Origin of the sequence: Pontibacter arcticus (genome assembly GCF_003284895.1) — a bacterium.
Taxonomy (GTDB): Bacteria; Bacteroidota; Bacteroidia; order Cytophagales; family Hymenobacteraceae; genus Pontibacter; species Pontibacter arcticus.
This window is the reverse complement of the sequence record NZ_QMDV01000002.1, coordinates 494772-510131: the sequence shown is the minus strand read 5'-3', so window position 1 is coordinate 510131 and position 15360 is coordinate 494772. Positions and strand designations below refer to the sequence as shown.

The 15360-nt window shown below is 44.6% G+C and carries 12 protein-coding genes; 9 read left to right on the top strand and 3 right to left on the bottom strand.

Annotated features, from left to right (window positions below; translation table 11 throughout):
- The first annotated feature begins 140 nt into the window (after positions 1-140).
- A complete protein-coding gene (locus DP923_RS07360; protein WP_112305193.1) occupies positions 141-1163 on the top strand; it encodes a pseudouridine synthase in 1023 nt (340 codons plus the stop codon).
- A 355-nt stretch (positions 1164-1518) separates the two neighbouring features.
- On the top strand, positions 1519-2526 hold the full coding sequence (gene rluF / locus DP923_RS07355) for a 23S rRNA pseudouridine(2604) synthase RluF (protein ID WP_112305192.1): 1008 nt from the start codon (positions 1519-1521) through the stop codon (positions 2524-2526).
- A gap of 75 nt (positions 2527-2601) precedes the next feature.
- Here the strand turns inward: rluF and cysM are convergent, their stop codons facing one another.
- The 3 genes from cysM to DP923_RS07340 all read right to left on the bottom strand — a co-directional run bounded on the left by cysM (position 2602) and on the right by DP923_RS07340 (position 7307).
- Entirely contained in the window at positions 2602-3483 is an 882-nt protein-coding gene (cysM, locus tag DP923_RS07350) for a cysteine synthase CysM (RefSeq protein ID WP_112305191.1), read from the bottom strand.
- Positions 3484-3577: 94 nt separating this feature from the next.
- On the bottom strand, positions 3578-4435 hold the full coding sequence (locus DP923_RS07345) for a pirin family protein (protein WP_112305190.1): 858 nt from the start codon (positions 4433-4435) through the stop codon (positions 3578-3580).
- Positions 4436-4844: 409 nt separating this feature from the next.
- Positions 4845-7307 carry a TonB-dependent receptor gene (locus DP923_RS07340; protein WP_112305189.1) on the bottom strand — a complete coding sequence of 821 codons (2463 nt, stop codon included), beginning with the start codon at positions 7305-7307 and terminating at the stop codon, positions 4845-4847.
- 236 nt (positions 7308-7543) lie between these two features.
- Here DP923_RS07340 and dinB point away from each other — a divergent pair, with 236 nt between their 5' ends.
- The 7 genes from dinB (at position 7544) to DP923_RS07305 (ending at position 15359) form a co-directional block, all read left to right on the top strand.
- Positions 7544-8623, top strand: a complete 1080-nt coding sequence (dinB, locus tag DP923_RS07335) for a DNA polymerase IV (protein ID WP_207801952.1) — start codon at positions 7544-7546, stop codon at positions 8621-8623.
- Between the two features lie 142 nt (positions 8624-8765).
- A complete protein-coding gene (locus tag DP923_RS07330; RefSeq protein ID WP_112305188.1) occupies positions 8766-10376 on the top strand; it encodes a CTP synthase in 1611 nt (536 codons plus the stop codon).
- Positions 10377-10410: 34 nt separating this feature from the next.
- The gene (gene yidC, locus DP923_RS07325) at positions 10411-12249 is read left to right on the top strand and encodes a membrane protein insertase YidC (protein WP_112305187.1); all 1839 of its coding nucleotides are present in this window, start codon (positions 10411-10413) and stop codon (positions 12247-12249) included.
- 186 nt (positions 12250-12435) lie between these two features.
- Entirely contained in the window at positions 12436-13008 is a 573-nt protein-coding gene (locus DP923_RS07320; protein WP_165838160.1) for a hypothetical protein, read from the top strand.
- Positions 13009-13362: 354 nt separating this feature from the next.
- Positions 13363-13644: a hypothetical protein gene (locus tag DP923_RS07315; protein ID WP_125047674.1), complete on the top strand. Its 282-nt coding sequence runs from the start codon at positions 13363-13365 to the stop codon at positions 13642-13644.
- 281 nt (positions 13645-13925) lie between these two features.
- On the top strand, positions 13926-14420 hold the full coding sequence (locus DP923_RS07310; protein ID WP_239020962.1) for a YsnF/AvaK domain-containing protein: 495 nt from the start codon (positions 13926-13928) through the stop codon (positions 14418-14420).
- Positions 14421-14486: 66 nt separating this feature from the next.
- Positions 14487-15359, top strand: coding sequence for a YsnF/AvaK domain-containing protein (locus DP923_RS07305; RefSeq protein ID WP_112305184.1), 873 nt, complete (start codon positions 14487-14489; stop codon positions 15357-15359).
- The last annotated feature ends 1 nt before the right edge of the window (position 15360 follow it).

Genomic DNA, 15360 nt, shown 5'->3' with positions numbered 1-15360 from the left:
GCAGCCTCTTTTCATTTAAGGAGATACCGGGTTCAGGTTGAGAAATCAACGGTTTTACGTAATTTTGATTTTTGAATTAAACCAGCGGCATCTAAAACAGGTATTTACAGGATAGTAACTATACCTGGCGCCCTAACTACATGGAACCGAAGAGATTAAACAAATTTATAAGCGACACCGGGTTCTGCTCCCGCCGCGAGGCCGATAGGCTGATTGAGGAAGGCCGCGTAACAGTAAACAACAAACTTCCCGATGCCGGTACGAAAGTAACACCAAAAGATAAAGTACGGATTGATGACCAGATGCTGCGCGTACGCGAGGAAGTTCCGGTTTTTCTGGCCTTTAACAAGCCCGCTGGCATTTCTACCAAAACAGACGATTCGGTAAAGAATAACATTATCCGCGCTCTTAACTACCCTGCTTCCCTGCAACCAATCGGGCAGCTGGACCGCGACGGCGAAGGTCTTATCTTTCTGAGTAACGATACGGAGTTGGTGCGCAAGCTGGTGCGAGGCGATAACAGGCTTCAGAAAGAATATATCCTGAAAGTAGATAAGGTGATCACCCCTGAATTTCTGGATAAGATAAGTTATATGGGTCCGCCGGAACCAGGCGAAGTACAACGCAAACATACAGTTACCAAAGAAGGCCCTTCAAAGTTCAGGATTTTGCTCGAGCCAAATGCTGATCATCATATTAAGAGTTTGTGCGAAACGCTGGGGTATAAAGTGGTGCATTTGCAGCGCACCCGTATTCAGAACATATCGCTGGCTAAACTGGCTAACGGGCATTGGCGTACCTTGTCTCAGCCTGAAATTGATGTTTTGATTGAAACTGTTTCCGGTAAAAGCAGCCGCAAGCAGGAAGCAAACCAGGATGAATTTGCGGAAGCCCGAAGAAGAGAGCTGGCCGCCAGAACCAAGACATTCGATAAAAACAGATCAGCTGGAAAACCTGCCACTTCCAAATCAAAAACGGAAAGAGTAAACAGCAAACGTGCCGCAAGCGCTTCTAAAAGCACTCCCAGAAACGCAGCTGCGAAACCGGAATCCAAAAGAACGTTCAGTAAGGATGCGCCGAAAGGGGCGGGCAGAAATACAGCATCAAAACCGGCTACTAACCGAAGTGCTTCTTCGAAAAACACATCCAGAAAACCAAGATAAGTACTGCACGAAAGTATAAAATCTGAGTTTTTCATATTGAGGCTGTTAAGAATTTAAATAAATAAATTACTGCTGCCCTTGCTGCGTGTTTTCACCAGCAAGCTCCTGTTAGTGAAAGTATAGTTGTCGGTGAAAACACCAACAACGGCAGGTTAAGCTACTATTATTGAAAACGCTAAACAGCTTCATCATTAAAAAAGCATCAGTTTTATACTTTTAGTTTTCGTTAACTGATCCTTGTAAAACCATCCGTTATACTTCCCTGCTAAAGTCTCCGGATTTTTGTAATTTTGAGTTTATACTTGTTTCGCAGATTATTCCTGCTCCCACATCATTACCACGCTAGCCGCCCTATATGGAACCCATCCGATTAAATAAATTTATAAGTGAATCCGGTACCTGTTCACGTCGCGAAGCCGATAAACTGATCGAGCAGGGCCGTGTGCTGGTGAACGGCAAAATTCCGGGAGTTGGCTCCAAAGTTACCAACCGCGACAAGGTGATGGTGGACGGCAAACAAATCAATATTAACGAAGTGGAGCCTGTTTACCTTGCGCTGAATAAACCGGCCGGTATCGAAACCACAACTGACCTTTCGCAACGCGATAACATTATCCGGTTTGTAAATTACCCGGAGCGCATCTTCCCGATCGGCAGACTTGATAAAGATTCGGAAGGACTGATTTTCCTGACCAACAACGGCGACATTGTAAACAAGATCCTAAGGGCTGGCAACAAGCACGAAAAAGAGTACATCGTAACAGTTGATAAACCGATTACCCCGGATTTTATTACGAAGATGGGAAGCGGCGTATCCATACTTGGTGTGAACACAAAAAAGTGTTTTGTAGCCCAGGAAACGCCTTTCAAATTCAGGATCATACTTACCCAAGGCATGAACCGCCAGATACGTCGCATGTGCGAAGCGCTAAATTACGAAGTAGTGGCCTTGCAGCGTATCCGGATCATGAACATCACGCTTACCAAACTGCCTTTGGGCCAGTGGCGCTATTTAACCGAATCTGAAATAGAAGTGCTGCATAGTATGGTTTCCGAATCTACGAAGACGGAGGAAGGCTCAATCGGAAAGAAAAAAGCCGCCAGCAATACTCCTGACAAACCAGCCAGAAGCAATGCTTTTAAACCGCGCAGAACAGCAACAGGCAGTAAAACAGGTGCTTTCGGGAAAGGCAATACCAAAAGCAGCTCCGGCAAAAGCAAAGATTTTGGTAATACATCCAAGCCAGGTAAAAGCAGCGATTTCAGAAGCAAATCGAAAAGCGCATCCGGCAGCCGCGGGGCTGCTAAAGGTGGTTCCGGACGCTCCTCCGGCCCGCAGCGAGGCGCATCCAAGAAAAGATAACACGTTAGTTTTATACATAAAAATCCCTCTGTGCTTTATGTACAGAGGGATTTTTCATTTTAAAGTATAAGCTGCTTATCCGAAAAGGTCAGAAGAAAGGTAGCGGTCTCCGCGATCGCAGATAATACAAACCACTACTCCAGATTCTAAGTTTTCTATCAGTTTAGTAGCAACATGTACGGCACCGCCGCTACTCATGCCGGCAAAAACGCCTTCTTCGCGGGCAAGCCGGCGCGTCATGGCGGTGGCTTCCGCCTGGCTCACATCTATGGTCTGGTCTACCCTGCTTTTATCAAAAATCTTAGGTAAATATTCTTCGGGCCAACGGCGGATGCCCGGTATCTGAGAACCGGCTACAGGCTGTGCTCCTACAATTTGTATGGCAATGTTCTGTTCTTTCAGGTAACGCGATACGCCCATAATGGTACCGGTCGTGCCCATCGACGAAACAAAGTGTGTTACCGTGCCCTGGGTATCGCGCCAGATCTCGGGGCCGGTTGTCTGGTAGTGTGCTCCGTAATTATCCGGGTTTGCAAATTGGTTCAGCATCAAATAGCCACCTTGCGCTACTTTATGATGAACATAGTCAATGGCAGCTTCCATGGAGCCTTCGGCTGGTGTAAGCGTAACTTTGGCACCAAAAGCTTCCATGGTTAACACGCGTTCTTTGGTAGCACTGGCCGGCATCACCAGTTCAATCTCAACGTCAAACAAATTGGCAATCATCGCCAAGGCAATGCCTGTGTTACCGCTGGTCGCTTCGATCAGTTTAGTGCCCGGTGTTAGTTCTCCTCTATCCAGCGCACCTTTTATCATGCTATAAGCGGCTCTGTCTTTTACGCTGCCACCCGGATTATTGCCTTCGAGTTTAGCCAAAAGCTTTACGGCCGGGTTGGGTGATATATTTTTAAGTTCGATAAGCGGCGTATTGCCAATAAAATCAACTAAACTTTTCATGTAATGGGTTAAAATGTGAACTGGTTAGAGCGTACTTACTAAAATAAGCTTCTCTATACTCAGGTTTGCAGCAAATAGGTTCTATAAAGTATAATCATCCCTCCCATGTTCCCATTTTACCCAACTGGTAATCCCGGAACGCTTCCCTGATCTCTTGCTCTGTATTCATCACAAAAGGACCGTGGCTCACGACCGGCTCGTTATAAGGCAAGGCATGTCCTAAAAGTATAACCGCATCTTCACTAGCCTCCACTTTTATTTCATTACCATCATTCCCGAACTCCACCAGGTTAAGCTTAGGAACAACTTTATTGTTTACCTGCACTTGCCCACTTACCACATAAAAAAATACGGTGCGCGCCGCATCTATACTTGTGGTGAAGCTGCCGCCTGCTTCCAGGTTTATACTTGCCATGTGTATATCGCTCAGCGATTGCATGCCGCCCTGTACATCTCCCCAACTTCCTGAGACCACATTCACTTTTACCTTGCCTCCGTCTTCTTCCACCACCGGAATTTCTTCTTTGGTAAGGCCTTTGTAGGTTGGTGCTACCATTTTATACTTGGCCGGCAGGTTAAACCACAACTGCAGAATTTCTAAAGGGCCACCGGTTTTCTTGAATTTATCCGAAGAAATTTCAGCATGGATCAGGCCGCTGCCCGCTGTCATCCATTGTACGCCGCCTGCTTCGATCACACTTTGTCCGCCGCCTGTATCCTGGTGCATAATATCACCGGCAAGTATAAAAGTAAGCGTTTCGAAGCCCCTGTGCGGATGCGGCCCAAAAGGCAAACCCCTGTTGTTTGGTCCGTAAGTTTGCGGACCGTGGTGATTTAGGAAAAGAAACGGATCAAGGTATTCGATGGATTGCGTGGGGATAGCCCGGTAAGTTACCAGGTCATCAATCGGTGCGGCAATAGCTTTGTGTAGTTTTTTTATACTTCTGAGCATGGGGTCGATTTTAATTTATACTTCAATTTAATGTATGTACATCAATTTAACAAGTATACGTATACTTTGTTTATTCCTGAATTGCTGAACTGTAATTACGTGTAACTTCATGCTTAGTAATGAACCTAACAGACTTATACTTTAAAGTAGCATCACAGGCAGCCGTTCAATTATCAACCTGAAAGTATACTTGCTCAAAGGTAGCCCTAAGCTTTAAAGTCACTCTGTTTAGTTAGTAACTACATGCCCTTGTTGGTGTCCTGTACGCTTGCAGGTGAAAACACGCTGCGAGGGCATCAGTTGGATACTTTTTAAAACTAAAAAATCTTCATATAAAAAAGTCCTGCCGGCTTACTACCGACAGGACTTTTGGTTTTTACATTATAATTGATGTAAGTGCTATTGTAAATTAAAATTTATACGAAAGCGTTGTTACGAACTGGCGCGGCGGGATCGGGTTAACACTGTAGTTTTCGTGTACATAGTAATTGAGCTCGTTTGTGATGTTGGATATCTTTCCTAGCAGGGCAAGTTTTTTGTAAGTATAGCCAAGCGATATATCGAATGTCGCAAAACCGCTTACCGGAATCAGGCGCGAACCAGGCTGAACCTGCGCTACAGTGTTGTTCCAGCCGGCATTACGCTCTCCGGTATAAAACCCGGAGAATCCCACTTTTACATCTTTCAGAAACGAGGAACTGAAAGTATAAAACAGCGTGCCGTTAGCCGTGTGCGCAGGCATACTTACCAGGCGCTCCCCTTCTATGTTGCTGCCTTTGCCACCAGGTGTATTCGTAAAACGCATATCGTTGTAGCTGTAACCGGCCATAAAAGATAAACCGTTCACGATGGTTCCGCTCAGATCTACTTCTACGCCGTCGCTGGTTGTTTCGCCAACCAAAGCGCGTACATTCGGAATCAGGTTACCGGAGGCATCCAGGGCTTGCTGAGCCAGGTTATCATTTATGATTTTATAAACCGTAACATTTGCCGATAATTTGTCTTTGAGCAGATCGCTTTTCACGCCTATTTCATACTGATCAATAATAGAGGGTTCCAGTGCCTGGTTGTTTATATCAACCCCTGAGTTTGGCGAAAAATTATTGGAGTAACTTGCAAAGAAAGACAGGTTACCCATAGGCTGGTAAACCAAGCCCAGGCGTGGCGAAAATGCTTTATCATACTTGGGAACAGCCATAACTGCCGGTGTGTTAGGTACAAACTCTGGGCTGGTATAAGCTATTGTTGGAGATGCAGCTTCCTCATAAGACCAGCGCAGGCCGGCAAGCACTTTAAATTTCTCGTTCAGGCTGATCAGGTTCTGGGCAAAGGCACCAAACCGGTAGCGGGGTGCTTCTGTTGTTGCGGTATGCACTGCTCCAGGCTGATAAGTATTTACCTGGTTTACGCTTTGGTCAAATACGTTAAAGAGGTCATAGAAAAGTGTCTCAGTCCCATTTGGATTTTTTACGATATAAGATTTGTCCCGGTCAAGGTTGATTTTAAAGGCATCGCTTGTATTGATGTAACGCTCGCCATCTGTGCCAACCAATAGCTGGTGTTTTATACTTCCCGTTTGGAACGTACCGGTTAAATTAAGCTGGGCATTATAATAATCTTCTGAAATTCTGGAACGGGTTAAGGAACGGGGCCAGTTACCATTCTCCTGCGCCTGTATTCTTTCTGAAGAGAAATAGTCGCGCTTCATCTCCATGCGTGAGCCTATAAAGTTAAGCTTCCAGTTGTCGTTAAACTGGTGATTGATATCAGTCGAAACGGAAGTCTGTTTTACATCATTAAAAGCCCAGGGGGTGTTAAAATAAGCTGAGCGATCAATTGAAGTCGGTATTTTTCCGGCTACAGTTCCAATACCGAAATCAGGATTGGCACTATGGTCCAGGTAATCAGCCTGCACTATAATATCGGTTTTAGAACCTAGTTTATAGAGCAAAGACGGGTTAACATAAAAGCGTTCTGTTTTAACGCTGTTGCGGTAGCTTTCTGCATTCTCATAAGTGCCTACTACTCTAAAGGCAAGATTCTTAGAGATGGGGCCATACAGATCGACAATAGGTTTAAAGAGATTATAGCTTCCAAAACGCATCGAAACTTCGCCGCCATACTCAAACTTAGGCTTTTTGGTAACCATGTTCACAACCGCTCCACCCGATACATTGCCGTAAAGCAGGGCTGCACTTCCTTTCAAAACTTCTACACGCTCCAGTGTGCTGGCTTCCGGCATTACTGCTGAGTTAGACCGCGAGCCGTTTTTCATCATACTGTTTGCCCCAAGGTTGTAGCCACGCGCAAAAAATGTTTCGGACGTACCTCCCCTTGTAGTCCCCAGCGCTACACCGTTTACATTCCTGATCACATCGCTCATGCGGGAAGCCTGTTGGTTGGTAATCACTTCGTTGCCTACAATGGTTATACTTTGTGGCAGATCGATCGGGTTAATAGCTATTTTGCCAACTTCTACAGGCTTACGGTTGATCGTGCGGGCACCCGTGATAACCACTTCGGATAATTCGGAAGCGCTTTCCTGTAAGGCTATTTGAGCATTTACGGTCTGTCCTGCTTCAATAGTAACAGTCTGTACCTGGCTTTCGAGCCCGATAAAAGAGCATTTCAACGTATAACTTCCGGGCTTCACACCTTTGATACTGAAAGTACCGTTCTCGGCTGTCATAGTTCCCTTGTTAAGCTCGGTTAGCGCCACATTCACAAACCCGGCTGGTTTGCCATCACTTGTTTTCACGATACCCTCTATTGTGCCGGTTTGCGCAAAGGCAACCGTTACGGAAAGTATAAAACAACACACAATCAGGGCAAGCTGCTTTACAGTAAAGCGTTGCAGGTATAATTTTTTCATAGTCTTATTTAGAATGATTTTAAATATCCGACAAAGCAATTAACTATTTAGATTAATTCCAAATAAGTAAATTATTAAATTGTAAAATCTGACCTGAACTTATACTTCTAAGCCTTCTTTTTGCGATGGTAATAAACTGATTATTTAATACTTAACCTTAAAAAAGAGCAATAACAAATCAGAAAGAAATCTCCTCAATTAAGATTCGTATCTTTGTATTTATACTTTGGAAGCACTTGGAAAACCCGATTCGCAAGATCATTCACATTGATATGGACGCTTTTTTTGCTTCCGTGGAGCAGCGGGATAACCCTGAATTGCGCGGAAAACCTGTGGCTGTGGGCGGCTCCAGGGCAAGAGGAGTGGTGGCGGCTGCCAGTTACGAAGCCCGAAAATTTGGCGTGCATTCTGCGTTAGCTTCCAAGATCGCTGCGCAGCGTTGTCCGCAGCTCATTTTTGTGAAGCCCCGCTTCGAGGTATACAGCGCCGTTTCCAGGCAGATCCGAGAGATATTCTTTGCCTATACAGACCTTGTAGAGCCACTCTCGCTGGATGAAGCCTACCTGGATGTGACCGAGAACAAGATCGGAATGCCATCGGCCAGCATCATTGCCCAGGAAATCAGGAAACGCATTAAAGAAGAAACCGGACTCACCGCTTCAGCAGGCGTTTCGTTCAATAAATTTCTGGCTAAAATTGCGTCAGACCTGAACAAACCCGACGGCTTTACACTTGTAACCCCTGATAAAGCCGAAGCGCTGGTTGCCAGCCTTGCCATCGAAAAGTTTCATGGAATTGGTAAAGTAACGGCAGCTAAAATGCAGCGAATGGGCATTTTAACCGGCGCTGATCTCCGCCAGCGTACCGAACAGGAACTGGTGCAGCACTTTGGTAAAACAGGCCATTACTATTACCACATTTCCCGCGCCCAGGACGACCGCGAAGTGCAGCCGCACCGCATCCGTAAATCCATTGGCTCGGAGCGAACCTTTGAAACGGATATTGCAGAAGAAGAAGAAATGCTGGCCCAACTCGATTTTCTGGCTAAAGAAGTGGCCCATGATATGGAACGGCTGCAGGCTACGGCCAAAACGGTTACGCTCAAGATCAAATATTTCGATTTTACGCAAAACACACGCAGCAAAACATACCTGAGCGACTTCAGCGCAACCGACGTTATCTACACCATTGCCAGGGAGTTATTGCGGACGCCACACCTACCTAACTACCCGGTCAGGTTGCTGGGCATTTCGGTTTCGAGCCTGCTTTACCCCCACGATAAACTACAGGGCTACCAGCTTACCCTGGATTTTTAAGTATAAATTTCTCTCCTTCCCTCCTGATTTATACTTCCCTATTTTAAAGTTATAGTGTACCAATCAAGATAAGAATCCGCTCTTATTACCGAAAATCAAATAATTCGCTGTAACTTTACAGCCCATAAGACTAACCCAACTTATGGCTGCTAAATATATATTTGTTACCGGAGGCGTTACCTCATCCCTTGGAAAAGGCATTATTTCTGCTTCCCTTGCTAAATTACTTCAGGCGAGAGGCTTTTCTGTCACCATTCAAAAATTTGATCCTTACATTAACATTGATCCGGGCACACTGAACCCTTACGAACATGGCGAATGCTATGTAACCGAAGACGGTGCTGAAACGGATCTGGATCTTGGCCATTATGAACGTTTCCTGAATGTTGCGACATCGCAGGCAAACAACGTAACCACCGGCCGCATTTATAATCACGTTATCACACAGGAAAGACAAGGTGCCTACCTGGGTAAAACCGTACAGGTTATTCCGCACATTACCGATGAGATTAAGCGCCGTATGTTGTTGCTAGGCGAATCCGGTGAGTTTGATATCATCATCACGGAAATTGGCGGTTGCGTGGGCGATATTGAGTCGTTGCCGTTTGTGGAAGCCGTGCGCCAGCTGCGCTGGGAACTGGGCGTAAACGAAACCTGCGTTATTCACCTGACGCTGGTACCTTACCTGAAAGCTGCCGGCGAACTCAAGACCAAGCCAACACAACACTCGGTACGCGATCTTTCAGAAGCTGGCGTGCAGCCTGATATCCTGGTTTGCCGCTCCGAGTACCCTATTCCGGCTGACCTGCGCAAGAAAATCGCCTTGTTCTGTAACGTAAAGATCAACTCTGTTATAGAATCTTTAGATGCCGATACTATTTACGATGTACCGCTGCTGATGCGCAAAGAAAAGCTGGACGAGCGTGTAATTGGTAAACTGAAACTACCACACCGCGCAGACCCGAACCTGGATAGCTGGAAAGATTTCCTGGGGCGTTTAAAAAACCCGACTGCTGAAGTGAACATTGCTTTGGTTGGAAAGTATGTAGAGCTTCCGGATGCTTATAAATCCATCATCGAAGCTTTTGTACATGCTGGTTCGGCAAACGAATGCAAAGTAAATATCAAATGGTTCCAGTCAGAAACTATCAACGAAGAAAACGTAGCTTCTTTGCTGCAGGATAAACACGGTGTATTGGTTGCCCCTGGTTTTGGTGAACGTGGCTTTAAAGGGAAACTGGAGGCCATTAAATATGTACGCGAAAACAACATCCCGTTCCTGGGCATCTGCCTGGGTATGCAATGCGCTGCCGTAGAGTTTGCCCGCAACGTACTGAAACTTGACAACGCCGCTTCTACTGAAATGGACCCTGAAACGCCTCACCCGATCATCGACATGATGGCCGACCAGAAGCAGATCACACAAATGGGTGGCACCATGCGACTCGGAGCGTACATCTGTGAACTAAAAAAGGGTTCTAAAGCTTATTCTATTTACGGGAAGTCGCGTATTTCGGAGCGCCACCGCCACCGTTACGAGTTCAATAACAAGTACTTAACTGATTTTGAGAACGCAGGCATGATGGCAACCGGCATTAACCCGGACACCGGGCTGGTAGAAGTGATCGAACTGAACAACCACCCTTGGTTTGTAGCGGCGCAATATCACCCGGAATTAAAAAGCACGGTTCTTAATCCGCACCCGCTTTTTGTTAAGTTTGTAAAAGCTGCCATCAATTACACAAAAAACTAACTCAAGAAATAAATACACTTCTCACAACAAGTAAATGGATAGAAATCAAGCAATTGGCTTTGGCCTGATTGCAGTACTGCTGCTGGCATACTCGTTTTTTTTCGCGAGCCCTGAACAACCTGCGCAGGATGCAACACAAAAAGCCAAAACAGAGCAACTTAGCTCTACTGCAACTGCAACTACACCTGCCCCGGACGACTCGCTGGCACAGGTGCGCAGAGCTGCCTCTTTAGGTTCTTTTGGCGCAGCTGCAACTGGCCAGGCCTCTACGATCGCTCTGAATAACCAAAACCTGGAAGTTACTTTTAACACAAAAGGCGGACAGGTGGAAGAAGTTTTACTAAAAAACTACAAAACCTATGATGGCAAGCCGCTGATCTTATTCGACAGCGAAAGCAGCCAGACGGATGTAGCTTTTAAAACGAACGATGGTAAGAATGTTCTTTTATCAGATTTATACTTTACGCCTTCTGCTGTAAAGAAAACACAAGCTGATAAAGTTACTGCCCAGACAATTTCTTTCCGTGCCGAACTTGGCAATGGCCAGTACATTGAGCAGGTTTATACCTTGTTTGACGAGAGCTTTCAGTTAGGATATAAACTTAATTTTAATGGCTTGAACAACCAGATCAGTGGCGATAACATTACCCTGACCTGGAACGACCAGTTAAAGCAGCTTGAAAAAGACCTGAAGCAAAACCGCGCTAAATCTACGATCAACTACGCTACAGTTGAAGATGGTTACGATTACCTGTCTATCTCTGAAACAACGGAGGCAGATAACTTAGCTGAGCCGGTTAAATGGGTAGCAAACAAGCAGAACTTCTTTACAGCAGGTATCATTGCGAGCAACAGCTTTGCCGGCGCTAAATTGGAAGCCAAAGTTGATCCGGCTGATAGCTTGATTGTTAAAACACTTTCTTCCCAGATGCTGATTCCGACGCAGGATGTGCTTTCCGGTAAAGGGGAGTTCATGTTCTATTTCGGACCAAACGATTACAAGATCCTGAACAAGATCGGACATGATTTTGACAAGAACCTGGACTTGGGCTGGGGCATATTTGGCTATGTAAACAAGTGGATCATTATCCCGGCGTTTGATTTCCTGGAGAACTATTTTGCCAGCTACGGTATCATTATTATCCTGTTGGTATTTTACATTAAAACCATTTTGTTGCCACTTACTTACAAGTCGCACTTATCGATGGCTAAAATGAAAGTGCTGAAGCCGGAGATAGATGCGATAAAAGAGCGCAACGACGGCGATATGCAGAAAACGCAGGTGGAAACCATGAAGCTATACTCTGAAATGGGTGTTAACCCGCTGAGTGGCTGTATTCCGATGCTGTTGCAGATGCCGATCCTTTTTGCGATGTTCAATTTCTTCCCAAACTCGATCGAGTTACGCCAGGAAGCCTTCCTGTGGGCAAACGACCTTTCGACCTACGATGTATTTGCCAGACTGCCGTTTACGATTCCTTTCTATGGAGACCACGTAAGTATGTTCACGTTGCTGATGACGGCTTCTACCATACTTTTTACCTGGTCTAACAACCAGATGAATGCGCAGATGCAGGGGCCGATGAAGTTCTACAGCTATCTGATGCCGGTTATCTTCCTGTTTGTACTGAACTCCTTCCCGGCTGGTTTATCGTTCTACTATTTTGTATCGAACATGGTATCTTTCGGGCAGCAGGCCATTATCCGTAAGTTTGTGGATGAAGGCAAAGTGCGCGCTAAACTGGATGCCAACAAAGATAAGATAAAGGAAAAGAAGGCAACAAGTGGCCCGTCTTTCTCAGAGCGTATGCAGACAGCGATGCGCGCCGCTCAGGAAAAAGAACAGCAAAAACGCAACAAAGCCAAAAAATAAGCACCATTTATACTTTTAAAAAAGCCTTTCCAAAGTATGGAAAGGCTTTTTGTTTTACTGAAATATGCATGTTGCCGTATGAGGATCTATGAATGGTTTTTAAAGTATACAATAAGATTAAATAATTGAAAATGTATACTTAAAATCAGATCAACTTACATTCACATGCTTATTCAAATGAAAATAATGAAAACTTCATACCTGTTCATACTTCCATTACTAGGCATTTTCAGCTGCCAATCCGGGTCAGACGAAGGAAAAACCATCGCCAGTACACACCCTAAACTGGAAGAGCAACTGGCAAAAGACTCCCTGACCATTCCGGCGGAATCCGGGAAAGACACGGCCCTTTACAGCCGCTACCGCATAACCCAGGACGAATATCAAAACAATACACAGTATGCCGTTGGTGAAATATACTCCGGAAAAACGGCTGTGTTAGATGTGGCCAGCCATAAAGATGCCGCTCAGTTTAAAACTGAACTGCAGGCCGGATTAGCAAAAGGCGTTAATTTTGCCGGAAAGTACGCGGTGGTAAGTATAAACTGCGGCACTAACTGCCACACGCATTATGTAATGGATGCACAAAGCGGCAAAGTGCTGGATAAAATTCAGAGTACATACGGCGCGGCATTTACCAAAAACAGCCGTGTCTTCACGATCAACCCAACCGATTATGCTATTGACTACACCAAGTGCACAGGTTGTCAACCCGAAACGTTGGTTTTTGAGAATGGCAAATTTGTAAAACTTCCATAATATTTCGTGGTTTGCAGGAAACCGGATTAACTTAACTAAAGTGGTAAAAGCGATCGTTTATATTTTTGCAGCTATCGGCGTAGCTTCTTTCCTTTTTTACCCTCTCCTGAAAAGATCGGTTAACAGGAAGAAGTTTTTTAATTGGTTTTTGATCGTTTATATAATTGCGTTGGCACTCTCAACTATTATAAGTTATACTTCTAAGCCTTAGCACGCTTTTATACTTTAGTTAATCCAATCAATTGCATCTTAAAGTAACCTGTAAGCAGGGTGCAACCTGTTGTAATACCAATTGCTTTATAAACTAATGCATTGGTATGCCCGTAATATAAGGAAACCAACAAATGCTACCCTATGAAAACTACTACACGCACCTTTTATAAATCCAGTCTTTCTGCTTTAGCTATTCTTTTGATGAGCAGTTGCAGCATGTTAGGCGGAGGTAGCAGTCTATCGAACAATCCGGCTGTAGCGGCGCAGCAGCAGCAAGTTGAATACCTGGAACAGGAACTAAAAGAAGCCGAACGCTATAAAGAAGAAGCTGAACAACGCGAAAAAGCTGCGAAAGACCGTTTAAGCGCTGCCAAACATGAACTGAAAGCACTGGAAGCTCAGGCAAAAGCAAGAGGTAATTGATTGGCTTAATTTAAAATAGTTATACTTTTCCTTTCGCTCTAATTTCCTCAAAGATGTTACAGATTGCATTTAGCTAATCTGTAACATCTTTTTTTTCTCCCTTCTCACCCAACTTAGTACGCCTAAGCTTTAATACAAGACTACGCAGGTATGCTGGCAGTTAACTGAACTTTTAATTGCTACCTAGTCCGAACTTATAGGAATTTCGACCGTAAAAATAAAAACACTTAGCACTATAGTCTAAATAAAACTATATTTTAAAATGCTAATTTATTCATGTAATGGCTGAATCAACTGATAAAATACAACTTTCCGAGTTTGAGCAAAAGCTTCAGGCAAGTACACAAAAAACCGAACCTGTACAACAAACTGGTCCGGTAGCTGAACAGCATCAAACCATACATTCCGAAGAAAAGGAAATGACCATCCCTGTTATCGAAGAACAGATTTCTATTGACAAGGAAGTGGTTGAATCAGCTACCGTAAATATCAGCAAAAATGTGCGCGAGGAAGAAGTATTAGTTGATATACCTACTACCCACGAAGAAGTTGATGTAAAGCGCGTACAGGTAAACCAGTATGTGGATGCAGTTCCAGGCGTGAGGCACGAAGGTGAAACGATGATTATACCCGTCGTGCGTGAAGTATTGGTCGTAGAAAAAAAACTGATGGTGGTGGAAGAAATCCATGTGACCAAACAGCGAATCCAATCCAACGAAACACAAAGAATTACCGTTTTAAAAGAAGAAGTACAGATTAATCGTACTGATTCTTAAATATTTAGTAACACAATTATTTCGCAACCCTTTTTTAACACAAACTTAAATTTAATTAGTAAAGCTATGACACAGACAGTAATAGGAATTTTTGAAAAAGGCATTGATGCCCAGACAGCAGTACAGAAATTAGAAAGCAGCAGCATTTCTCGCCAGAACATAGATATAGCCAACCCATCTGCAACCAGCGACCGAGTACAAAGTGGTACTGTTGAAAACACAGATGGGGTAAGTAACTTCTTCTCTAACCTATTTGGTGGCAACGACGATGCCAAAAAACACACCGAAGTTGCCAGGCGCGGCTGGGTAGTAACAGTACATGCCAATACCAAGCAGGAAGCAGAACGCGTAGCAGAGATCTTAGATAACAGCGGTGCAGTAGATGTAGATGAGCGCGCACAACAGTACATGGGCCAATCAACTACTGCACAAGGTACGGATATGACATCCAGACAAACTACGCAGACACCAGGCAATACAAATCAGCGCGGAGGTTCTGATATGTCTATTCCGATTATCGAAGAAAATATGCAGGTTGGAAAGCGTCAGGTTGAAACCGGTGGAGCGCGTATCAGAAGCCGCATCATCGAAAAGCCAGTTCAGGAAAACATGCGTTTACGCGAAGAGCACATTAACATTGAGCGTAACGCTGTAAACCGCCCTGCTACGGATAAAGACTTCGCTAACTTTAAAGAAGGCGAACTTAATATTACGGAGCACAAAGAAGTGCCGATCGTAAATAAAGAAGCTCGTGTTGTAGAAGAGATCAGGGTAAATAAAACAACTGAAGAGCACAACGAAACTGTTCGTGGCACTGTCCGCAAAACAGATGTGCAGGTTGATAAAACAAACCCTACTAACTCAGACAATACAGGTAGAACTGATACTACAGGCAGACCGGAAAATATGCCACCACGCAAACCAGGTGAGAATATTTAAT